This window comes from Micromonospora sp. NPDC005254, from assembly GCF_042872525.1.
GTDB lineage: Bacteria > Actinomycetota > Actinomycetes > Mycobacteriales > Micromonosporaceae > Micromonospora.
In genome coordinates this window covers 795,725-816,893 of record NZ_JBIAKM010000001.1, presented here as the reverse complement: position 1 = coordinate 816,893, position 21,169 = coordinate 795,725, and the positions used below count along the sequence as shown (strand labels likewise).

At 72.7% G+C, this 21,169-nt stretch carries 23 protein-coding genes and 2 tRNA genes; 12 read left to right on the top strand and 13 right to left on the bottom strand.

The annotated features are described in order from the left end of the window. Positions 1–8: 8 nt before the first annotated feature. The 3 genes from ACFYPR_RS03950 (at position 9) to ACFYPR_RS03940 (ending at position 2,468) form a co-directional block, all read left to right on the top strand. Positions 9–1,004 carry an SDR family oxidoreductase gene (locus tag ACFYPR_RS03950; RefSeq protein ID WP_387258513.1) on the top strand — a complete coding sequence of 332 codons (996 nt, stop codon included), beginning with the start codon at positions 9–11 and terminating at the stop codon, positions 1,002–1,004. Continuing rightward, positions 1,004–1,807, top strand: a complete 804-nt coding sequence (locus tag ACFYPR_RS03945) for an ATP-binding protein (protein ID WP_354861348.1) — start codon at positions 1,004–1,006, stop codon at positions 1,805–1,807. The genes ACFYPR_RS03950 and ACFYPR_RS03945 overlap by 1 nt, the downstream gene beginning before the upstream one ends. An 88-nt stretch (positions 1,808–1,895) precedes the next feature. Next, positions 1,896–2,468: a DUF5709 domain-containing protein gene (locus ACFYPR_RS03940; protein WP_354861350.1), complete on the top strand. Its 573-nt coding sequence runs from the start codon at positions 1,896–1,898 to the stop codon at positions 2,466–2,468. A 5-nt stretch (positions 2,469–2,473) separates the two neighbouring features. Here the strand turns inward: ACFYPR_RS03940 and ACFYPR_RS03935 are convergent, their stop codons facing one another. After that, on the bottom strand, positions 2,474–3,121 hold the full coding sequence (locus ACFYPR_RS03935; RefSeq protein ID WP_354861371.1) for a response regulator transcription factor: 648 nt from the start codon (positions 3,119–3,121) through the stop codon (positions 2,474–2,476). Positions 3,122–3,135: 14 nt separating this feature from the next. After that, positions 3,136–4,257: a MacS family sensor histidine kinase gene (macS, locus tag ACFYPR_RS03930; RefSeq protein ID WP_355063680.1), complete on the bottom strand. Its 1,122-nt coding sequence runs from the start codon at positions 4,255–4,257 to the stop codon at positions 3,136–3,138. Between the two features lie 117 nt (positions 4,258–4,374). Between macS and ACFYPR_RS03925 the strand changes: the two genes are divergently transcribed. Next, positions 4,375–4,830 carry an ATP-binding protein gene (locus ACFYPR_RS03925; protein WP_354861354.1) on the top strand — a complete coding sequence of 152 codons (456 nt, stop codon included), beginning with the start codon at positions 4,375–4,377 and terminating at the stop codon, positions 4,828–4,830. Between the two features lie 24 nt (positions 4,831–4,854). Here ACFYPR_RS03925 and ACFYPR_RS03920 read toward each other — a convergent pair whose 3' ends face one another. Next, positions 4,855–5,793 (bottom strand): ribose-phosphate pyrophosphokinase, encoded by a 939-nt coding sequence (locus tag ACFYPR_RS03920; protein WP_354861355.1) that lies wholly within the window; start codon positions 5,791–5,793, stop codon positions 4,855–4,857. A 77-nt stretch (positions 5,794–5,870) separates the two neighbouring features. On the opposite strand from ACFYPR_RS03920, the gene ACFYPR_RS03915 reads away from it, so the two are divergent. From ACFYPR_RS03915 to ACFYPR_RS03905, 3 genes are all read left to right on the top strand, one after another. Then, entirely contained in the window at positions 5,871–6,002 is a 132-nt protein-coding gene (locus tag ACFYPR_RS03915; RefSeq protein ID WP_355063682.1) for a hypothetical protein, read from the top strand. Then, a complete protein-coding gene (locus ACFYPR_RS03910) occupies positions 5,984–6,406 on the top strand; it encodes a DUF3592 domain-containing protein (RefSeq protein WP_354861357.1) in 423 nt (140 codons plus the stop codon). Before ACFYPR_RS03915 ends, ACFYPR_RS03910 begins: the two co-directional genes overlap by 19 nt. Before the next feature lie 72 nt (positions 6,407–6,478). After that, positions 6,479–6,928 (top strand): YbaB/EbfC family nucleoid-associated protein, encoded by a 450-nt coding sequence (locus tag ACFYPR_RS03905; RefSeq protein WP_355063684.1) that lies wholly within the window; start codon positions 6,479–6,481, stop codon positions 6,926–6,928. Between the two features lie 21 nt (positions 6,929–6,949). On the opposite strand, the gene ACFYPR_RS03900 is transcribed toward ACFYPR_RS03905, so the two are convergent. After that, entirely contained in the window at positions 6,950–7,399 is a 450-nt protein-coding gene (locus ACFYPR_RS03900; protein ID WP_354861361.1) for a hypothetical protein, read from the bottom strand. Positions 7,400–7,503: 104 nt separating this feature from the next. Here ACFYPR_RS03900 and ACFYPR_RS03895 point away from each other — a divergent pair, with 104 nt between their 5' ends. Then, entirely contained in the window at positions 7,504–7,797 is a 294-nt protein-coding gene (locus ACFYPR_RS03895) for a hypothetical protein (protein WP_354861363.1), read from the top strand. Positions 7,798–7,814: 17 nt separating this feature from the next. Further along, complete coding sequence (locus ACFYPR_RS03890; RefSeq protein WP_355063686.1) at positions 7,815–8,711, top strand: hypothetical protein; 897 nt, start codon at positions 7,815–7,817, stop codon at positions 8,709–8,711. 34 nt (positions 8,712–8,745) lie between these two features. Here the strand turns inward: ACFYPR_RS03890 and ACFYPR_RS03885 are convergent, their stop codons facing one another. Further along, positions 8,746–9,579 (bottom strand): phosphoribosylaminoimidazolesuccinocarboxamide synthase, encoded by an 834-nt coding sequence (locus ACFYPR_RS03885; RefSeq protein WP_354861367.1) that lies wholly within the window; start codon positions 9,577–9,579, stop codon positions 8,746–8,748. Positions 9,580–9,724: 145 nt separating this feature from the next. Here ACFYPR_RS03885 and ACFYPR_RS03880 point away from each other — a divergent pair, with 145 nt between their 5' ends. Further along, positions 9,725–11,056, top strand: a complete 1,332-nt coding sequence (locus ACFYPR_RS03880) for an extracellular solute-binding protein (RefSeq protein ID WP_354861369.1) — start codon at positions 9,725–9,727, stop codon at positions 11,054–11,056. Between the two features lie 333 nt (positions 11,057–11,389). Here ACFYPR_RS03880 and ACFYPR_RS03875 read toward each other — a convergent pair whose 3' ends face one another. The 6 genes from ACFYPR_RS03875 to ACFYPR_RS03850 form a co-directional block, all read right to left on the bottom strand. Beyond that, on the bottom strand, positions 11,390–11,641 hold the full coding sequence (locus ACFYPR_RS03875) for a hypothetical protein (protein WP_354862718.1): 252 nt from the start codon (positions 11,639–11,641) through the stop codon (positions 11,390–11,392). A gap of 211 nt (positions 11,642–11,852) precedes the next feature. Then, positions 11,853–11,929: transfer RNA gene (locus ACFYPR_RS03870), tRNA-Met, on the bottom strand. Between the two features lie 124 nt (positions 11,930–12,053). Continuing rightward, positions 12,054–12,127: transfer RNA gene (locus ACFYPR_RS03865), tRNA-Met, on the bottom strand. Between the two features lie 60 nt (positions 12,128–12,187). Next, positions 12,188–13,135: a hypothetical protein gene (locus tag ACFYPR_RS03860; RefSeq protein ID WP_387258511.1), complete on the bottom strand. Its 948-nt coding sequence runs from the start codon at positions 13,133–13,135 to the stop codon at positions 12,188–12,190. A 280-nt stretch (positions 13,136–13,415) separates the two neighbouring features. Further along, positions 13,416–16,415, bottom strand: coding sequence for a UPF0182 family protein (locus tag ACFYPR_RS03855; protein ID WP_354862714.1), 3,000 nt, complete (start codon positions 16,413–16,415; stop codon positions 13,416–13,418). A gap of 96 nt (positions 16,416–16,511) precedes the next feature. Next, positions 16,512–17,525: a PDZ domain-containing protein gene (locus ACFYPR_RS03850; protein WP_355063692.1), complete on the bottom strand. Its 1,014-nt coding sequence runs from the start codon at positions 17,523–17,525 to the stop codon at positions 16,512–16,514. Positions 17,526–17,640: 115 nt separating this feature from the next. Between ACFYPR_RS03850 and ACFYPR_RS03845 the strand changes: the two genes are divergently transcribed. Next, positions 17,641–18,942: a zinc-dependent metalloprotease gene (locus tag ACFYPR_RS03845; protein ID WP_387258509.1), complete on the top strand. Its 1,302-nt coding sequence runs from the start codon at positions 17,641–17,643 to the stop codon at positions 18,940–18,942. Positions 18,943–19,035: 93 nt separating this feature from the next. On the opposite strand, the gene ACFYPR_RS03840 is transcribed toward ACFYPR_RS03845, so the two are convergent. Both ACFYPR_RS03840 and ACFYPR_RS03835 read right to left on the bottom strand, forming a co-directional pair. Further along, positions 19,036–19,644: a hypothetical protein gene (locus ACFYPR_RS03840; protein WP_354862709.1), complete on the bottom strand. Its 609-nt coding sequence runs from the start codon at positions 19,642–19,644 to the stop codon at positions 19,036–19,038. Positions 19,645–19,801: 157 nt separating this feature from the next. Beyond that, positions 19,802–20,332 (bottom strand): M48 family metallopeptidase, encoded by a 531-nt coding sequence (locus ACFYPR_RS03835; RefSeq protein WP_387258507.1) that lies wholly within the window; start codon positions 20,330–20,332, stop codon positions 19,802–19,804. Positions 20,333–20,847: 515 nt separating this feature from the next. Here ACFYPR_RS03835 and ACFYPR_RS03830 point away from each other — a divergent pair. Continuing rightward, entirely contained in the window at positions 20,848–21,015 is a 168-nt protein-coding gene (locus ACFYPR_RS03830) for a DUF5679 domain-containing protein (protein WP_007464795.1), read from the top strand. The last annotated feature ends 154 nt before the right edge of the window (positions 21,016–21,169 follow it).

The window sequence follows — 21,169 nt, the reverse complement described above, 5'->3', positions numbered from 1 at the left end:
GCTGGAGAATGCCGCTGACCCGCACCCTCGACGATTCGACCGTGGTGATCACCGGCGCGTCCAGCGGGATCGGCACCGCCACCGCGTACGCGCTGGCTCGCCGGGGTGCCGCCGTGGTGCTCGCCGCCCGCAGCGAGCCCGCGCTGCGACAGGTCGCGCAGCGCTGCCGGGAGCTGGGCGGCCGGGCGGTGGCCGTCCCGACCGACGTGACCGACCTGGAGTCGGTGCAGCGGCTGGCCGACCGCGCGGTGGGCGAATTCGGCCGCATCGACGCCTGGGTGAACAACGCCGCGGTGAGCGCGGTGGGCCTGTTCGACGAGATCCCCGTCGCCGAGTTCCGGCGCGTGCTGGAGGTCAACCTGCTGGGCACGGTGCACGGCATCAAGGCCGCGTTGCCGTACCTCGGCGCGGCCGGCGGCGGCGTGCTGGTCAACAACGCGTCGGTGCTGGCCGAGGTGGCGATGCCCTACCAGTCGGCGTACAACGCGGCCAAGCACGGCATCCGCGGGCTGACCGACACCGTCCGGCAGGAGCTGCGGGTCACCGGTCGGGGGCAGATCTCCGTCTGCACCGTGCTGCCGGCCACCATCGACACCCCCTTCTTCCGGCACGCGGCCAACCACAGCGGTCGCGAGCTGGTGCCACCCCCGCCGATCTACCCTCCGGAGGTGGTCGCCGAGACGATCGTGCGGTTGCTGCGCCGGCCGCGTCGCGAGGCGTACGCCGGTGGCGCCGCGCGGCTGCTCGGCCTGCAGTGGCGGCTGGCGCCGGCGCTGGTCGAGCGCACCCTCGGCTGGTACGTCCACCGCACCCAGTTCGGTCCGGGTGCGCGGCTGGACAGCACCGGAAACGTGTTCCACGCCGACGGGCAGGCCAGCCGCGGCGGTGGCTGGCACGGTCGGCGGCGTCAGCTGGTGCGGATGACCGCCGCGTTCGGTCTCGCCGCGGCCGGCACCGCCGTCGGCACGATGGCCATGAACCGCCGCTCCCGGTCGGATCACTGATGGCTGGCGTCGATCGACCGGACGCGCCGTTCGTCCGCGGGCCACGCCCCGAGGCGACCATCCCGGTGGACGAGCGCTGCCGGGTGGAGGTCGACGAGTCGTCCCCGGTCATCCGGTTGAGCGGGGTGCTCGACACCGCCGAGGCCGACCGGGTCCACGACGCGTTGCTCGCACGGCTCAGCGACCGGCCCGGCCCGGTGGTCGCCGACGTGACCGGGCTGCGGGTCACCGACCCGGCCGGACGGAGCGTCTTTGCCGAGGTCCGCCGGGAGATCGCCGACTGGCCGGCCGCGGACCTGCTGCTGTGCGACCCGGCGGTCTCCGGGCCCGGTCGCCCCGACGCCGTCCTGGCGGGTGTGCCGGCCTGGCCCACCCTCGACGCCGCGCTGGCCGCGGTCGCCGCGGCGCTGGCGGCGGTGCTGACCGCCGAGCTGCCGCCGACCGCGGAGTCCGCCCGGCAGGCCCGCGAGCTGGTCGCCACCGGTTGTGCGCGCTGGGGCATGCCGGCCCTGACCGAGCCGGCGCAGATCGCGGTCACCGAGATGGTCAACAACGTGGTCACGCACGCCCGGACCCCGATGAGCGTCCGGTTGGCGCCGCAGGACCACACCCTGCGCCTGGCGGTTCGGGACCACTCGTCGCGCCGGCCCACGTTCGCCGGTCTGTCCCCGCCGAACCGGGTGGGTGGCCGGGGTCTGCTGCTGATCGACACCGTGGCCCGCCGGTGGGGCACCAGCATGGTGCCGGACGGCAAGGTCGTCTGGTGCGTGCTGCATCCGGACGACGAGGCGGCGCACGGCTGACGGGCTTCCCGCACCCGGTGTCCGGTTCGCCGCCGCATGACCGGCGGTGCTCCGGTTACGGCGGGAGGGCAGCGGGTAGTGATCAGACATGCGCGACAACGAGTACCCGACCCCCGTGTCCGACACCGAGGCGGAGGGGCTGCCCGACACCGCCGATGACGACTCGAGCGCCAACGACGACGTGCTCACCGGGCGCGAGGCGGACGGCCCGGAGCCGGCCCAGCTGCCCGGCGACCGGACGCCGGTGGCGGTGGACCGCTTCGGGACGACCGCCGAGGAGCAACTGGACGGGGAGTCGTTGGACTACAAGCTCGACCGAGAGGTCTACGAGCGCCCGGTGGACGACCCCCTGGCCGGCCCGGTCGACCCGAAGATCGCCTTCGAGGCGGAGAACGAGGCCGCCGCGGCGGAGGCCCAGCTGGACGCCGACGTGATGGACCCGGGGCCCACCTCGGATCCCAACTCGCCGGTCTCCCTCTACGACCACGGCCAGCTCGGCACGGTCGCCGACGCCACCGTGGGCCGGCTCGTGGAACCGGACGAGGGGGCGCACACCGACCAGGAGACCGACTCCGTGGCGTACGACGCCGGGTCGGCGGGCGGCGGGGCGACCGCGGAGGAGCTGGCCATCCACGAGACCGAGCCGCCGCGCTCGGTCTGAGCCGATCAGTCGTCCAGGCCACGCTCGATCGCGTAACGGGTCAACTCGACCCGGTTGTGCAGCTGCAGCTTGCCCAGCGTGTTCTGCACGTGGTTCTGCACGGTGCGGTGGGACAGGCCGAGCCGCTGCGCGATCTGCTTGTACGACATTCCCTTGGCCACCAGGCGCAGCACCTCCGTCTCCCGGTCGGTGAGGCGGGGCATTCCCGGCTCCGCGTCCCCGCTCGTGCCCTGTCCCGGCCCGGCGGCCATCCGCCGGTACTCCCCCAGCACCAACCCCGCCAGGCCGGGCGTGAAGACCGGGTCACCGGCGGCGGTGCGGCGGACCGCGTCGAGGAACGCGGCGGGCGCCGTCGACTTCACCAGGTAGCCGGTGGCGCCCGCCTTGACCGCGTCGAGCACGCCCTGCTCCTCGCCGCTGGCGCTGAGCATCAGCACCCGGACCTCGGGCAGCGCGGCGCGCAGCCCGACGACCACCTCGACCCCGGAGATGTCCGGTAGTTGCAGGTCGAGGACCACCACGTCGGGTCGGGCGGCGGCGGCGACCCGGATCGCCTGCCGCCCCTCGCCGCTGGTCGCCACCACCAGGAAGCCAGCCTCGGCCAGATCTCGGGCCACGCCCTCGCGCCACATCGGATGGTCGTCGACCACCATCACCCGCACCGCCGTCACCGCTGCACCCTCGGCACGATCAGCTCGATCTCGGTGCCCGCGTCGGGGGTCGACATGATCCGGACCGTACCCCCGAGGTCGGTCACCCGACCGCGGATCGACTGGGCCACGCCGAGCCGCCCCTGCGCGGCGGCCTCGACCAGTCTGCCGTCCGGGATGCCCGGCCCCTCGTCGCGGATCGACACGGTCACGGTCTCCCCCTCATCCTCGATCAACACCCAGGCCCGCCCGCCGGCGTGGCGGCCCACGTTGTCCAGGGCCGCGCCGGCCGCCGCCGCCAACTCGCCGGCCACCTGCCGGGGCAGGGTCACCGGCGTGGCGGGGGCCGAGAGCGACACCGCCGCCGAGGCGTACCGGCCGAGCAGGCTCCGCAGGTCCACCACTTCCGCCCCGGCGGCGGCCGGTGCGATGCCCGTGATCAGTGCCCGCAGGGCGGCCTCCTGCTCACCGGCGAGCCGGGCCAGTTCGCCGGCCTCGCCGGGCAGGTGCGCGCCGCGCCGCTGCACCAGCGCCAGCACCTGGAGCACCGAGTCGTGGATGTCGCGTGCCAGTCGTTCCCGCTCCCGGGTGGCCGCCTCCAGCTCCACCGCGTGTTGCAGGCGTTCCTCGGCGGTCACGGCGAGCCGGGCGACATGGCCGACCACCACCCCGGCGAGCAGCAGCAGGATCACCCCGGTGAAGGAGGACTGGCTGATCCGTTCCCGGGTGGCCACGTCCGCGCCGGCCACCAGCAGCGCGGCCACCGTGCCCCGCCGCCGGCCGCCGGAGACGGCCCAGGCCAGCACCGGGCCGGCCATCCAGGCAACCCCCAGGGTGGGTACGCCGTGGGCGAGCGCCTCCCGTCCGATCACCCAGGGGGTGGACAGCACGATGGCGACCACCACCCCGAGGTCGGCCAGCAGCAGCGGCCAGCGGCGCCAGGCGGGCCGGGCGTACCCGACGGCGGTCGCCCCGGTCCAGAGGATCATCGCCAGGATCAGGGCGCCGACGGCGAACGGGTGGTCGTACCGGTCGGCGTCGCGCACGGCGAGCGCGCAGACATACCCGAGGGAGGCCACCCGGAACACCGTGAGCGCCCGCCAGAGCGGCACCTCGAAACCACCCGGCGGCGACGGCATGGCGGTCAGGATGCCACAGCCGGGCCGACGGCGCGGGGTCACGGAGTGCGCCTCACGTAACCCTGACGTACGGTTGAAAAGCCGCGAATACTCCGAGATCCGCTGTCGGGACGGGCCATGACGAATGCAGATCCGCACGCACCGCGTACGGTTGTGCCCATCGAACCCTCCCTCCTGATCGCCGAGGCCTTCGAGCAGGCCCAGGTGACCGAGATTCGACACTCGGTCACCTCTTGCGCGCACGCCTCCGGCCTCGACGGCCAACGGCTGGACGACTTCGTGCTGGCGGTCAACGAGTTGATCACCAACGCGGTGCGGCACGGCGGTGGGCGCGGGTGGCTGCGGCTCTGGCGGGAGCCCAGCGCGCTGTTCTGCGAGGTGGCGGACCACGGGCAGGGCATCACCCCGCAGCGGCTGGGCGACCGGAGTCGGCCCGCCCCGGACACGGCCGGCGGGTGGGGTCTCTGGCTGGCCCGGGAGCTGACCGACGCCATGGAGATCGCCACCAGCGCCGCCGGCACCACCGTCCGCATCACCGCCACCCTCGCCGCCACCGACCGCACCCAGCGCTGAGACCGGGCCGGGGCGCGGGCGGGCTCAGCCGAAGAGGGCCGAGACCGATTCCCCGTTGTGGATCCGGCGCATGGCCTCGGCCAGGGCGGGAGCCACCGAGAGGACCTGGAGTTTCCCGACCCGCTTCGCGGCCGGAATGGGGACCGTGTTGGTGCAGACGATCTCCAACACGCCGTCCTGCTCGCTGAGCCGCCGCAGTGCGTCGCCGGAGAACAGGCCGTGCGTGCAGGCCAGCCGGATCGAGCGCACCTTCAGGCCACGCAGGTGCTCCATCAGCTCGACCACCGTGCTGCCCTTGGCGATCTCGTCGTCCAGCACGATGACGTCCCGATCGGCGACCTCGCCGATCACCGCGCTGATCTTGACCAGGTCGTCGCTGAACCGCTGCTTCGCACCGGCCGCCACCGGCGTGCCGAGCAGCCGGGCGAAGGCGGCGGCCTCCTTGGCGTTGCCCAGATCGGGCGAGACCACCACGGTGTTGCTGAGGTCGTAGCGCCGGAAGTGGGTGGCCAACTCGCGCAGCGCGTGCAGATGATCCACCGGGACGCTGAAGAAGCCGTGCACCTGCGGCGAGTGCAGGGTCATCGCGAGCACCCGGTCCGCCCCCGCCGAGGTGAGCAGGTCGGCGACGAGCCGGGCGCCGATCGAGATCCGCGGCGCGTCCTTCTTGTCCGAGCGGGCGTACGCGTAGTGCGGCAGCACCACAGTGATCCGGCCGGCGGACGCGCCCCGCGCCGCGTCGATCATCAACAACAGCTCGACGAGGTTCTCCTGCACCGGGGGCACCAGCGGCTGGATCAGGAAGACGTCCCGCTCCCGGCAGTTGGCCTGCAACTGCACTTCCAGGCAGTCGTTGGCGAACCGGGAGACCCGCACCGGATGCAGCGGCACCCCCAGGTGGGCGCAGATCTCGGCAGCCAGGTCGGGATGGGCGGTTCCACTGAAAACGGCGATGTCGCGCACGTTCGCACATCGTAGGCGACGAGGAGGCCAACGTGACGGCGGTCGCTCCGCGCCGCCGCTTTGGGTACGGTGCTGCCGTGACCCCCGAGTACGTCGCCGCCATCGACCAGGGCACCACCTCCTCGCGGTGCATCGTCTTCGACTCCACCGACGCGGCCGGGCTCGCTGCGCGATCCGAGAGGATGACGAGATGCCGTACCTGGTCCTGACGATCATGGCGAGCCTCGGTCTGGCCGGCATGGCGTACGCGGCCGTCCGTTTCTGGCGGGACCTCGGCCTGCTGCGGCGGGGCGTCCGGGTGCCGGGCGAGGTGGTGGAGCTCCGTCCGGTCACCTTCGGCCACGGCCCGCGCACCTACTACCCCGTCGTTCGGTACCAGACCGTCGACCGTTCCGTGGTCACCGCGACGCCGGGGCGTTGGCGGCAGACCCCGCTGTCGACGGCGCCCGGGCCGGTCACCGTGGTGCACGAGCCCTCCCGTCCGACCCGGATCCTGGTCGAGTCGCCGGCTCTGGGGGGAACGTCCTCAGTGGTCGTGCCGTTCGTCTCGCTGTTCGGCGTGAGCGCGACCGTGCTGGCCGTCGGCATCGTGGTCTTCTCGGTCCTGAGCTGATCCGCCCTCCACAGTGGTTGGCTGCGGTGGGTACCGTCGGCCGCGCAGGCAGACGACAGCGGGAGGGGCACGATGACCGGGCCGATCGGCACCACACCAACTCCGGGCGTGATGGCGCAGCTGGCGGCGCGGATGCGGGAGCAGTTGGGCCGCGGCGAGGAGCTGCGCGGCCGGTTGACCGGCCTGACCGGTCACGCGGAGAGCGAGAACGGGTTGGTGCGGGTCACCTGCACGGCCGAGGATCCCGCCCAGGAGCTGCACATCGATCCGCGGGCGCTGCGGATGCCCGCAGCCGAGCTGGCGGAGCTGATCTCCGGCCTCCTTCGGGCGGCGCGGGCCGACCTCCAGCGGGCCACCGCCGAGGTGATGCGCGAGTTCGGTGGTCCGGCCGGGCCCGCGGCGGTCCTGCACGACCCGGCGGCGGCGCAGGCCAAGCTGGCGCAGCTCAACGACATGGTCAGCGGGCCGATCCGGGAGAGCACGGAGATGTTGGAACGCCTGCGGCGTCAACTGGGGGTCTGACCCGAGCCGGCCCGGAGCGGGTCAGCGGCCCTGCCGCGCCCGCTTCGCGGCCGCCCGCACGAACACGACGGCGAGCGCCACCATCACCGCCAACAGGACCGAGCCCACCATCAGCGGGGCGATGAGCCAACTCATCAGGTTGACGGTGGCCCGCTCGCCGTTGGCCCAGCCGTCGACCTGCTCCCCCGCGCGCGGGGAGCCGCCGCCCACCGGGCCGGTGACCACCCGGCCGTCGGCCATGCTCCAGGTGCCGCGGCACCGCTCGGTCGCCTTCGGACCGCCGAGGTCGCACGACTCGACCTGGATGCTCACCCGCTCGGCGCCGATCAGATTGCGGCCGAGGCCGACGGGCAACACCAGGAGGACCAGGACCATGAGGATCGGCACCAGGACCCGCTGCCAGCGCGGCCGGCGGGCCATCCGGGTCACGTAGTCATCGGGGGGCGTCGACGCGGACCGTCCGGATGCCATGGGCCGCAGGCTACCAGCGACGGGCACCCCCGCCCATCCATGATCCTGTTAGGCTGTCCGCGCTCCGGCACCATGAACATCGATCACGTACACGGGGAGAGTCGATGATCGAGGTTGATCCGCCGGCGATCCGTGCGCTCGGCGACACGATCGAACGTCAGGTCGGGCCGCCCCTGGACGCCTGCGCCGAGCTGCTGACGTCCGCCCGCGCCATCGAACACAGCAACTTCACCTCGGTGGTGCCGCAACTCGCGGTCGCCTACGTCGGCGCCGTCGAGTTCGTCGAGGAGCAACTGCGCACCAAGCGCGAGCACCTCACCGAGGTCCGGTCCCGGTTGGTCCGCACCGCGGACAACTGGGAGGCCGCGGAGACCGCCAGCACCATCGTCCCCCGCTGAAGACGCCGGAGACCGACATGGCAGACCCTACCTACCCCGCGGCAGCCGCGAAGATCGCGCTGGTGGAGATCAGCCTGGCCGCCGCGGTCATCCCCGCCGCCTGGCCCATCGCCCAGATCGTCTACTTCAACCAGTGCGACCCAGAGACGATCATGCGCAAGGGCGGCGACTGGCTCGCCATGTACGACCAACTCGGCACCGCCCACGACAACCTCGACGACGCCGTCGCGACCCTGACACCGGCCCAGTGGAGCGGCCAGGACCGCGACGCGTTCGGGGTGCACATCAACGCCTACGGCGCGCAGGTCGTCGGCACCCAGGTGCTGGCGATCACCGTGGGCGTCACCATGCTCTGCGTCGGCGCCGCCCTGCTCTGCCTCGTCGTGGCGTACGCGGTGGTGTCCACCATCCTGGCGGTCTTCGCCACCTTCATCGCGGCGGCCTCGGCGACCGTCGTCGGAGCGCCCGCCGCGGCGTCCGCCGAGGCGACGGCGACCTCGTTCGCCGCCTCGGCGCTCAGCTTCCTGAAGGGGATCGAGGCGATGGCCGAGGCGATCGCCACCGGCGGAGCGGCGGCCATCGCGGGCGCCGCCTCGTTCGACGTCGGCACCCAGCTCGGCACCGGCGACACCGAGGTGCTCAAGGATCTGGTCCAGGCCACCGTCGACGGGCTCGACAACGTGGCCGCCGGGTTCCTGTCGAAGTGGGAGCGCGACTTCGTCGGCTACGGCATCCACAGCGGCGCCCGGCACGCCGTGGGTTCACCGACCGGGCCGGGCTACCTCATCTACGGCGGTGGGACCCAGGTCGCGCCGGCCGGTTCGGACGGCGACGGGGACACCGTCTGGGGCACCTCGGGCGTGGTGGACAACCTGTGGGCACGGCTGTTCGGGGGCGACGCCTGGAACCACTGAGCGAGCCGGGACGACACCCGTCCCGGCGCCGCGTTCACTCCCAGCGGTTGCCGGTGAGCTTCTCGTAGACCTCGACGTAGCGGGCGCGGGTCGCCTCGACGACCTCGGCGGGCACGTCCGGCGCCGGAGGCAGCTTGTTCCAACCGCTGCCGGTGGCCCAGTCCCGGACGTACTGCTTGTCGTAGGAGAACTGCACCCGGCCCGGCTGGTACGACTCGGCCGGCCAGAACCGCGACGAGTCGGAGGTGAGCAGCTCGTCGGCGAGCACCAGGGTGCCGTCCGGCGCCCAGCCCAGCTCGATCTTGGTGTCGGCGACCAGGATGCCCCGGTCGGCGGCCAGCTCGGCGCCACGCCGGTAGACGTCGATGGTGATCTGTCGCAGCCGCTCGGCGGTCGCCTCGCCCACCTTGTCCACCACGTCGGTGTACGTGATCGGCTCGTCGTGCTCGCCCGCCGGCGCCTTGCTCGACGGCGTGAAGATCGGCTCGGGCAGGATCGACGCCTCGCCGAGCCCGCGCGGCAGCGGTACGCCGGAGACCGCGCCGGTGCGCTCGTACTCCCGCAGGCCGCCGCCGGTGAGGTAACCCCGGGCGACGCACTCGACCGGGACCATGTCCAGCCGCTGGCAGCGGATGGCCCGCCCGGCGAACTCGGCCGGCACGTCGGTGGCCGAGATGACGTGGTTCGGCACCAGGTCGGCGAGCTGCTCGAACCACCACAGCGAGAGGGCGGTGAGCAGTCGACCCTTGTCCGGGATCGGTGTCGGGAGGGCCACGTCGTAGATCGAGATGCGGTCCGACGCGACCAGGATCAGGTCGTCGCCGTCGGCGTACACGTCCCGGACCTTGCCCGAGTGCAGAAGTTCCACGCGCCCTAGTACACCACGCGGCGACGCCGGGCCCGTTCCGGCACCCGTACCGCCCTCGGGCTGCCGGGTGACCGGACGGACGTTGACACCCTCCTGCGCCGCCTGCGTGAATGGTCCGACCCGTCCGTACGTGCCAGGAGACCCCGTGCCCGTTGTCCGTCCCCCGATCGCCCGTTTCGGCGCCGACCCGGGCCGACGTCGAGTGCTCACCGCGCTGCTCGGCGCTCCCCTGCTGGCCACCGGTGGGCTGGCCGGATGCAGCGATGGCGCCGACACCTCGACCCAGGACGGGCCGATCGAGCTGTCGGTCTTCTGGTGGGGCGGGACGAAGCGGGCCGAGTTGACGGAAAAGGTCCTTCGGCTGTATTCGCAGCGCAACCCGCGGGTCAGCTTCCGGATCACCTGGCAGGGCGCCGACGGTTACTACGAGCGGCTGGCCACCCAGGCGGCCGGCGGCAACGTCCCGGACCTGATCCAGCTCGACGACGCCATGCTGACCGAGTACACCGAACGCCAGATCGCCCTCGACCTCACCGAAGCGACCGCCGATCACCGGTTGGACCTGCGTGGCCTGCCGGAGGGTCTGATCCGCTACGGCACCGTGGACGGGCGGACGATGGCGGTGGCCGCCGGGCAGACTCTCGCGGCCGTGGTCTTCAACCGTGACCTGCTGCGCGAGCTGCGGGTGCCCGAGCCGCGCGGCGGGATGTCCTGGGTGGACTACCTCGCCTGGGCGCAGCAGGTCACCGAGGCGAGCGACGGCCAGGTGGCCGGCACGATGGACGCGTCCGGCGACTACCGCGCCCTCTGGCTCTGGCTACGGTCCCAGGGCGGCGAGTTCTACCGCGGGCGGCAGCTCGGCTTTGGCGCCGAGGAGCTGATCGCCTGGTTCGAGCTGTGGCAGCGCGCCCGCACCGGGCGGGCCACGCCGGGCGCGGCCCTCGTCGACCAGGCCGACAGCGGGGAGCCGGCCCGGCAGTTGGTGGTCACCGGGTTGACCGCCGCGTCCTTCGCCTGGTCCCACCAGCTGCCGGAGCTGCAACGACTCACCGATTCCGAGCTGGGTGTGGTGGGCTTCCCCGGCCCGCCGGGCGCCCAGTGGGCGCGGGCGTCGATGTACTGGGCGGGGTTCCGGGGCACCCGCCACGCGGACACGGTGGCTGACGTGATCAACTTTCTGACCACGAACGGGGAGGCGGGCACCGTCCTCGGCCACGAGCGGGGCCTCAACGCCAGCCTCGCCGTCCGCCGCTACACCGAGGGCAGCATCACCGACCCGGCTCAGCAGCGCGCCGCCGCGTTCGGCGCCAGCATCGCCGACCAGTTGGGGCCGGCCCCCGCGCCACCGCCGAAGGGCCATCCCAAGGTGCGTTCCCTGCTGGTCACCGCGGCGGAGAGCCTCCGCGCCCGGCGTGCCGGCACGCGGGCGGCGACCTCACGTTTCCTCGCCCAGGCCAACGCCGCCCTGGCGGCCTGACCCACCGGCGGCCCACCGCCGCCAGCCACGCCCGCCGTCCGCCCCGGCCCGGGGGGGGGGGGGGGGGGGGGGGGGGGGGGGGGGGGGGGGGGGGCGGCGGGCGGGGGGGGGGGGGGGGGGGGGGGGGGGCCCCCCCCCCCCCCCCCCCCCCCCCCCGCGGGCCGCGGGGGGGGGGGGGGGGGGGGCGGTCCCCCCCCCCCCCCCCCCCCCCCCCCCCCCCCCCCCCCCCCCCCCCCCCCCCCGGCCCCCCCCCCCCCCCCCCCCCCCCCCCCCCCCCCCCCCCCCCCCCGCCGCCGCCGGGGGGCCGGCGCCCCCCGGCCGGATGGGCCACGGTCAGCGCGGGGGGCCACCGCGTCGGCTGCGCGTCAGACGCAGCACCAGGAACACGATGATCGCCACCACCACGAGGCAGCAGAGCAGACCGAGGAAACCGAAGCCGCCGCCACGGGAGCGCCGCCGGGCGGCCTCCACCACCAACTCGCCGGTCCCCGTGGACGCCCAGGCCGCGACCGGCACGAAGACCGCCAGGACGACCGCACCGAGGACCGCGCTGAGCCGGCCCCACCACTTCCCGAATGAAGACATGCGCCCATCCTCGCCGAACGACGCAACCTCAGCACGTCGGTCCACGCCGAATTCACGCCGTTCGGGCGGCCGGAGCAGACCCGCCGCCCTTCTGCACCCTGCCCCTCGTCGGCAGCGCCCACCGGCCGACCCCCCACGCGCACCGCACCCGGCCGGGAAACAGAAAACCCGGCCCCATCATCTGGGGCCGGGTTCCGGTGTGCACTTTCCGTGGTAGCGGGGACAGGATTTGAACCTGCGACCTCTGGGTTATGAGCCCAGCGAGCTACCGAGCTGCTCCACCCCGCGTCGACTGGTTAACCCTAACCCATCCGCCCCGACGATGATCAGCGGGGGCCTCGACGGCCCGGGACACGGGTCCCGGAGATGGCGAAAGCCCGCCTCCGGAGATCCGGAGACGGGCTTTCAGTCGTAGCGGGGACAGGATTTGAACCTGCGACCTCTGGGTTATGAGCCCAGCGAGCTACCGAGCTGCTCCACCCCGCGTCGGCTCGTTAACCGTAGCGCACCGACCCGGGGCACCGCAAAACGACTCCGATACCGCCGTCAGCCGAGCCATTTCTCGATTGCCGCCACCGCCCGCCGGCTGTCGGCGTCGACCTGCGCGCGCTCGGCGGCGGTGTACTCCCAACCCTGCTCCCAGAGCACCGTCACCACGTCGTCGACCCGGACCGCCCGGACCAGTCGCACCTCGTACGCGCCCGGATCGCCCATGCCCTGCGGGTACGGGGCCCGCAGCTCGAACAGCACCGACTCGTCGCCGTACTCCCCCGGGTCCAGCAGTCGCTGCCGCCAGGTCCTGGTGTCGTCGGGCATCCTCTGCTCCGGGCAGGCGCGGACGGCCTGCCGTAGCTCCCGCAGCGCGTCGTCGGCGCGGCCGGAACGGTAGATCGTGATGCTGTGCCGGTAACTGCCGTCCGGCACGCTCCCCGTCGGGGTCTCCGGTCGCTTGTAGGCCATCGACCGGGCGCGGCGCTGCACCACGGCCGAGTCGCTGGGATACCGGGTCCCGCACAGCGCCGGCAGGACCGGGCCCGGCGCGGTCGATTCCAGGCCCGTCCGGTTGGCGGCCGCCAGGACGAAGAAGGCGCGGTCCGGGATCGAGGTCGGTGGGTGGGCGGTCGCCGCGCCGGTGGGCTCGGCCGAGGGCGTACCGCTCGGCGTGGCGCGCGACGGCGTCGGGGACGAGGGCGCCGTGGATGCCGACGGCGGCGCGGACGGCGACGGGGAGGGTGGAAGAGCCGACCCGGTGGGCAGCTGGGAGGCCGGCGTGCCGGCCGGTGGTGGCAGCGGCGCGGACCCGTCGGCGGAGAACGCCAGCCGCCCCCCGACGGCCACCCCGCCGAGCAGCACCGCCACCGCCAGCGCACTGCCGGCCACCCGGACCCGGGCCCGCCGGTCGGCGTGCCGACGGACCAGCTCGGGGTGGGCCACCTCGACACCGTCGGCCACGACGGTGAGCGACCGGTACAGGTCGGAGAGTTCAGCTGACATCGTTCGCCTCCAGCTCCTCGATGTGGACGTCGGGCAGCAGTCCGCCGGGCGGTGCTGCGGTAGAACTCGTCGAAGCTCTGTGCGTCCCTCACGCCTGCCCCCTTGTCCGCGCCCCGTTGCATCAAGGACGGCGGGAGGCGGTCGTGGGTTGCGGTTCAGCGGGACAAAGCGTGTCGGAGAGGCGACAGGCCGGCATAACGTACGGACGCGACGGAGCCCCCGCCGCCAGGACCGGACAGGTCCGACGACGAGGGCTCCGTGGTGCTCCTCGGGCGGCCGGTCAGCCGCCCGTGCCGGCGCTCGGGGTGGCGGTCGGCGCCGGCGGCGCACCGCCGCTCGGCGCGCCGGTCGGGTTGGCGCCCTGCTGTGCCTGCTGGAACGCGGTGAGCGCCTCGTCCAACGCCTTGAGCGCGCGACCGTACCGCTCGAAGTCGCCGGAGGTCTGCGCGGCGCGGACCTCGGTGATGGCGGCCTGCACCCGGTCCGCGGCGGTGGCCAGCTCGCCGGCCGGCGGCGGAGTCGTGCTGCCCGGCGTCGGCGTCGCGCTCGGCGACGGGTTGGTCGGGTTACCACCCGTGGTCGGCGGCGGCGAGGTGCCCTGCCCGGCCTTCTTACCCTGCTCGACCAACTGCTTGATGCCGTCGTTGATGTTGTCGGCGAGCGCCACGAACGAGCCGCCGTCACCGTAGGAGAGCAGCACCTTCTGCAGCAGCGGGTACGCGTCCTGCTGGTTGCTCTTCACGTAGACCGGCTCGACGTAGAGCATGCCGTCGGCGAAGGGCAGCGACAGCAGGTTGCCGTACTGCACCTGCGCCTGGTTGCTGGAGAGCAGGTTGAGCTGCTGGCGGATGTTCGCGTTGTTGGTCATCTGCTGGTGCACCTGCACCGGCCCGGAGATCCGGGTCTGGTCCGGCAGCTCCAGCACCTCCAGCCGGGGCTTCCCGTCGACGTACGACCCGGAGATCAGCGCGGCCAGGTTCTGCCGGCCGTTCGGGGTGACCGCCGAGGTGAGCTGGAACCGCGGACCCTCCTGCCCCGGGAACTGGGTGAACAGGTAGTACGGCGGCTGCTTCTGGCCGCTGTCCGGCGCGTCCGGCACGTTCGGCACCTGCCAGAAGTCCTGCGCGGAGTAGAAGTCACCCGGGTTGGTCACGTGGAACTTGGTGAGCAGGTTGCGCTGCACCTTGAACATGTCGGCCGGGTAGCGCAGGTGCTCCGTCAGCTCGACCGGGATGTCCGCCTTCGGCTTGATCAGGTCCCCACCGAACGCCTTGTTCCACGCCTTGAGCACCGGGTCGGTGTCGTCGTACTCGTAGAGGGTCACGGTGCCGTCGTACGCGTCGACGGTGGCCTTCACCGAGTTGCGCATGTAGTTGACGTTCTCCCGGGCCAGCTGGAAGGTGCCCCGGTTGGTCAGCTCGTCGGTCGTCTCGACCTGGAGGTTGACCCGCTCGGCGTACGGGTAGGTCGCCGCCGTCGTGTAGCCGTCGACGATCCACTGCACCCGGCCGTCGACCACCGCCGGGTACGGGTCGCCGTCCAGGGTGAGGAAGGGCGCGACCTTCTCCACCCGGTCCCGCGGGTTGCGCACGTACAGCAGCTTGGAGTCCTTGTTGACCGCCTCGGAGAGCAGGAAGTTCGACTCCTGCTCCTTGATGGCGTACAGCAGCCGCCGGGTGAAGGAGCCGATCTTGACGCCGCCCTCGCCGGTGTAGGTGTAGGACTCGCCGCCGCCCTCACCGACCGGCCTGTCGAACTCGGCCTTCTTGTTCGGGTCGGACTGCCCCACGATCGCGTAGTCGTCGGGCGCCATCCGCTCGCCGTAGTAGATACGGGGCTGCTTGGCCGGGATCTGCTCGGTCTGCGAGGAGCACGCCTCCTGCGTCCGCTCGCCGAGGAAGCCCGAGACGAAGAACGGCTGCCCGCCGCACACCACCTGGTTCGCCGGGGCGGCCACCAGGCCGTACCCGTGGGTGTAGACGGTGTGCCGGTTGATCCAGGTGTTCTGCTGGTCGGTCAGCTCGCCGTAGTTGATCTCCCGGACGCCGACGACGTAGTCGGAGGTCTTGCCGTTCACCCCGTACCGGTCGATGTCCAGCTTGGGGCCGAAGTCGTAGAAGCCCCGCACCTGCTGGAGCTGGGTGTACGTCTCGCTGACCAGCTGCGGGTCGAGCAGCCGCACGTTCGACACGACGGACGTGTCGGTGGCCAGGTTCGCCGGTGGCTTGAGGTTGCTCGCCGCGTACGCGGTGGTGTCGGTGGCGCCCAGCCCGAACGCCGCCCGCGTCGCGTCGATGCTGCGCTGGATGTACGGCGCCTCCTTGTCCTTGGCGCTCGGCTTCACCTCGAAGGTCTGCACCGCCCAGGGGTAGATGCCGCCGATCGCCACGGCGGAGACGCCGAGCAGAGCGAGCGAGATGCCCGGCCACACCAGGTTCCGCATCCAGGCGTTGGAGAACACGATGATCGCGATCGCCACGACGATCGAGATGTACGCCAGGATCTCCTTCGCCGGCAGCAACGCGTTGACGTCGGCGTAGCCGGCGCCGTACAACTTGGCGCCCTCGTTGTACTCCAGCAGCATCGCCCGGCGGTCCAGCACGTACGCCAGGGCCTTGAGCAGCACGAACACCGCGACCAGGGTGCTCAGGTGAGCGCGGGCCGCGTTGCTCATCCGGTCGCCGATGCCCTGCAGGCGGACCCCGCCGAAGAGGTAGTGCACCGCCAGCGCGCCGATCAGGGCCAGCACCACGGCGGTGAAGCCGACACCGAGCAGGTAGCGCCAGAACGGCAGCTGGAAGACGTAGAAGCCGATGTCCACCCCGAACTCCGGGTCCTTGACCCCGAAGTCACCACCGTTGCGAAAGAGCAGCCACTGGTTCCACCGGCTCTGCGCGGACAGGCCGGCGAAGAGCCCGACCACGGCGGCGGTCAGCGCGATCCAGGTGCCGAGGCGCGGGCTGAGCACCATCCGGTAACGCTCCAGGGTGGCCTGCTCCACCGAGTGCGGCCGCAGCCGCGGACGCAGCCGGTGGGCCAGCCACAGGTTGCCGCCGACGACCAGCGCCATGCCGAGCCCGATGACGAGGAACAGCATCAGCCGGGTGACCAGCACACCGGTGAAGACCTCGGTGTAGCGGACCTCGTCGAACCAGAGCCAGTCCGTCCAGGCCTGGACACCCCAGCCGAGCAGGGTGAAGAGCACGAACACCCCGACCAGGACAGCGATGGTGACGCGGCCGCGCCGGCTCATCCTCGGCAGGGGGCTGCTGCTACGCATTACCACGGTTGGCTCCGCACGCTCGATGTGATCGGCTCCGATCAGGCACCCAGAGTACGGGGTGTTTCTGAACGTGTCGGGGCACGGTCACACCGGTCAGCAGCGGGTCGGCTGACCACCCGCGCGCAACGTCTCCAGAGCGGTAAGCGCCTCGTCCAGCGAGCCCACCTTCAGCAACGGCAGGTCGGGCTGCGGATTGCGGACCGCCTCGGCGCAGTTGTCCGCCGGCACCAGGAAGACCTTGGCCCCCGCACGCTTCGCGCCCACCAGCTTCTGGGCGATCCCGCCGATCGGGCCGACCGTGCCCTCGTCGTCGATGGTGCCGGTGCCCGCGATGACCTTTCCGCCGGTGAGGTCGGCCGGCGTCAGCTTGTCCACGATGCCCAGCGCGAACATCAGGCCGGCGCTCGGGCCACCAATGTCCCCCAGGTCGATGCCGAGCGTGAACGGATGCGGCTGCTGCTGGTCGATCTCGACGCCGATCCGCGGCCGGCCGTCCTGCTCGCGGCTCGTCACCGTCGCGGTGGACGCCGTGCCGTCGCGCGTGTAACCGATGCTCAGGGCCGTACCGGCCGGCTTGGCCCGGATCAGCTCGGTGACCTTGGCGGCCACCGGCACCGGCTTACCGTCGACCGAGGTGACCACGTCGCCGACCCGGAGCGCGCCGGCGGACGGGCCGTCCGCGGCCACCGTCTTGATCACCACCTGCACGGGGAAGCCCAGCTCACGCAGCGCGGCGGTCTCGGCGCTGGTCTGCGACACCTTGAAGTCCTCGGCGTTGCGCTGCTCGACCTGCTCCGTCGACTCCCCCGGCGGGTAGACCAGCTCGCGCGGCACCACTGCCTCGTCGTGGGAGAACCAGCCGGCGATCGCCGAGCGGAGCCGCACCGTGGGCTGCACCCCCACCGTCGTCAGCCGGAGCTGGCCGGCGGAGGTGGAGGTCTCCCGGCCGGTGACCTGGATGACCTCCTTACCGTCGGCCGTGCCGAGGGTGTTGACCGTCGGGCCCGGGCCGAGCACCACGTACGGGATCGGCACCCGGAGCACCCCGATGCTCAGCAGGGCGGTGAACAGGGCACCGAGCAGGACCGTCAGGCCACGACGTCTCATGCGCCAGAGCGTACCGATTGCTCCGGGCCCACCCGACGGATGCGCCGCGCGACTTCGCCCTCAGCGCAACGCCAGCGGCGGCTACCTGGGGCGCGGCCCGCGTACCGTAGACGTCGTGCCTGATATTCCGTTCGGTTTCGCGCTCCCGGGTGGGCAACCACCAGACCCCAACGATCCCGCGCAGATGCAGCAGTTCATGTCGCAGTTGCAGCACCTGCTCTCCGCGCCGGGCAGCGGGCCGGTCAACTGGGACCTGGCCCGGCAGGTGGCGGCCAGCCAGCTCGCCGCCGCCGGCGACCCGGCGGTGTCGCCGTACGAGCGCCACGCGGTAGAGGAGGCGTTGCGCCTGGCCGACCTGTGGTTGGAGCCGGCCTCGTCCTGGCCGTCGGGCATCCAGTCCCCGGTCGCCTGGAACCGCAATGAGTGGATCTTCAAGACGCTCGACGTGTGGCGCAAGCTCTGCGACCCGGTGGCCAGCCGCATGGTCGGCGCGATGGGCGACCTGGTGCCGCCGGAGGCGCGCGCCCAGCTCGGCCCGATGCAGTCGATGGTGGCCACCCTCGGTGGCGCGCTCTTCGGCGGTCAGCTGGGGCAGGCCCTCGGCTCGCTCGCCGCGGAGGTGCTCTCCGCCGGTGACATCGGGCTGCCGCTCGGCCCGGCTGGCACGGCCGCGCTGATCCCGGCCAACATCCGCGCGTACGGCGAGGGCCTGGAGCTGCCCGAGGACGAGGTCCGCCTCTACGTGGCGCTGCGCGAGGCCGCCCACCAGCGGCTGTTCCAGCACGTCCCGTGGTTGCGCGGGCACGTGCTCAGCGCCGTGGAGATGTACGCCTCGGGCATCCGGGTCAACCGCGAGGCGATCGAGGAGGCGATGGGCCGGGTCGACCCGACCGACCCGGAGTCGATGCAGGCGATCGCCCTGGAAGGCATCTTCACCCCGGAGGACAGCCCGGCGCAGAAGGCCTCGCTGGCCCGGTTGGAGACCGCGCTGGCCCTGGTCGAGGGCTGGGTGTGCCACGTCGTGGACAGCGCGGCCAGTGACCGCCTGCCCAACGTCGTCCGGTTGGGCGAGGCGTTCCGCCGCCGCCGGGCCGCCGGCGGCCCCGCCGAGCAGACCTTCGCCGCGCTCGTCGGCCTGGAGCTGCGCCCGCGCCGGCTGCGCGAGGCGGCGGCCCTGTGGGCGGCACTCACCCAGCACCGCGGCATCGAAGGCCGGGACGCCGTCTGGGGCCACCCGGACCTGCTCCCGTCGGACGACGACTTCGCCGACCCGGTGGCCTTCGCGATGAACGACACGGACCTGAGCGAGCTGGACAGCTTCGACTTCACCGCGCCTGGTGGGGTGGAGGAGAAGGCCCCGGGCCAGTCCGACGACACCGAGGGCGACACCAACACCGACGGCGACACCAAGGCCTGACGCGCGAGCCCGGGTGCCCGCGCCACTCGGCGGCGGGCACCCGGCACGCGTCCGCGCCGCGTCACCGTTGCGGCGGGGCGCAGGATTGCCTGGTCAGGCGGGGCGACCCGAGCCCGACAGCAGCGCGCGGGTGGCCTCCCAACCCTCGAAGGCCGGGTCCAGGGTGGCGAGGTCGGCCGGTCCGCGCTGGCGGCGCCAGCCGGCCGTGACGGCGACGTCCCCGGGCGCGGGAGCACCGGCTCGGGCGTCCGCCGGCGTCGCCGTGTCCAGGTCGAGCGGGGGCAACCACTCCGGCACGGGCAGTCGTACGGCCACTCCGAGCAGACCCGGCCCACCCCCCTCCACCGGCGCCACGGCGACCGACCGGGTGGTGAGCGGGCGCAGCAGCTTGCCGACGGTCAGCGCGGGCAGATCGGGCACGTCAGCGCAGAGCACGGCCGCCTGGTCGTAGCCGTCCAACGCGGCGAACACTGCGTTCGGCGTCGGCTCGGCCACCTCGTGGACGGCGGTACCGGGCCAGACCAGCGCGTCCGCCAGTGGACGGTCGGCCGGGGTCACCGCGACGGCGACGTCCACCTCGTTGAGGGTGGCGACCAGGTCGACGACGTCCTCGGCGAGCGCCGCCCGCCACTGCACCCGGTCGATCCCGGGCGGCGACCAGCGCACCGGCCCGAGCATCACCACCACCACCCGCCGCGCCATGACCCGACCCTAACGCCCCGGCCCACCCCCTCGCCCAGCGCGGCCAGCTCGCACGGCTGATGATCGGCACCAAGGTCGGCGATGTTGCGCTGTCCTGTCGTGGAGATGCCCCCACCTCGCCGACCTGGTGCCGATCAAGGGCACGGGCAGGGTGCGATCAGGTGGGGACGGGGGCACAGGACGCGGCGGCGACGCCCTCAAGGTAGCCGCGGGCGCGCTCCGACTTGGGGTAGCGGCCGACCAGCGCCCAGAAGCGAGCGTTGTGACTGGGCACGATGAGGTGCGTCAGCTCGTGCAGCAGCACGTAGTCGATCACCCAGTCGGGCATGTCCTGGACGCGGTGCGAGATGCGGATGCTGCGGTCGGCGGGCGTGCAGGAGCCCCAGCGGCCGTTCTGGTTGGTGACCCAGCGGACACTGGCGGGCATCGCCTTCGCGCCGTACCCGCCGAGGTACTGGTCGATCAGCCGGTTGGCCCGGGCGACCAGTTCGTCGTCCGAGCGGGCGAGCCGGCCCTCGCGGGCGGCGAGTCGCGCCAACATACGGTCGACCCACTCGCTCTCCTCGGCCCGGGAGAACTGGTCCGGGATGAGGACGACCACCCGCTCACCGTCACGGTACGCAGACACCGTGCGTCGCCGACGCTGGCTGCGCCGCACCTCGACGACCGGCTTACGCGTCCCCGCCATCACTGGCCCGCGCAGCCTCGGCTACGTGTCACGAAGGAAAGCTAATGCGTACTGACCAGGAGTCCGCAAGAGTCAACCGCACGACACGCGCCCAAAAAATGGTGTTTGGTCGCCCCGCGTCCCGAAAATTTCTTGGGCCGGTCGTCGCCGGGACGTCTCGTCACCCACCGTGTACGTCGACGGCGCGGCAGCGCGCGGGCTCCCTCCACCGTAGGTGATCACCGTGCTCGGCGCTGCCGCGGGGGCACTCGCACGGGTGGCTGTGAGGGTTTGGTCGGCGTGTCCCCGCCAAACTGACTTATCCGACCTAATTCGCCATGCACACTCTCGACGTCGACTTGCTCACAGGCCGATGCACAGCTGACATGGAACTGCCCAGACCTGGGTAGGGTCCGCGGACCAGCGGTCACGAGGGTGGCCGTGGAGTGAGACCCAGCGCCGGCGCCCCGTGTGGCCCGCCGCCGGGCACCCCGCCGGGACCGTATTGACCGGCGGACGAGACGAGGAGGGCTACCGTGGCCGACCAGGCCCAGACCTACAACGGTTACTGCGTGAAGTGCAAGGAGAAGCGGGACTTCGAGGGGCACGTCGAGGTCTCGAAGACCGGAATGAACATGGCCAAGGGCAAGTGTCCGGTTTGCGGCACAACAGTGAACCGGATTCTCGGCAAGGCCAAGGTCTGACCGTACGGATCGACGGGGGGGGGGGGGGGGGGGGGGGGGGGGGGGCCCCCCCCCCCCCCCGGGGGGGGCGGGGGCGCCCCCCCCCCCCCCGCGCGGCGGGGGGGGGGGCGCCCCCCACCCCCCGGGGGGGGGGGGTGCCCCCCCCACAAGAGCG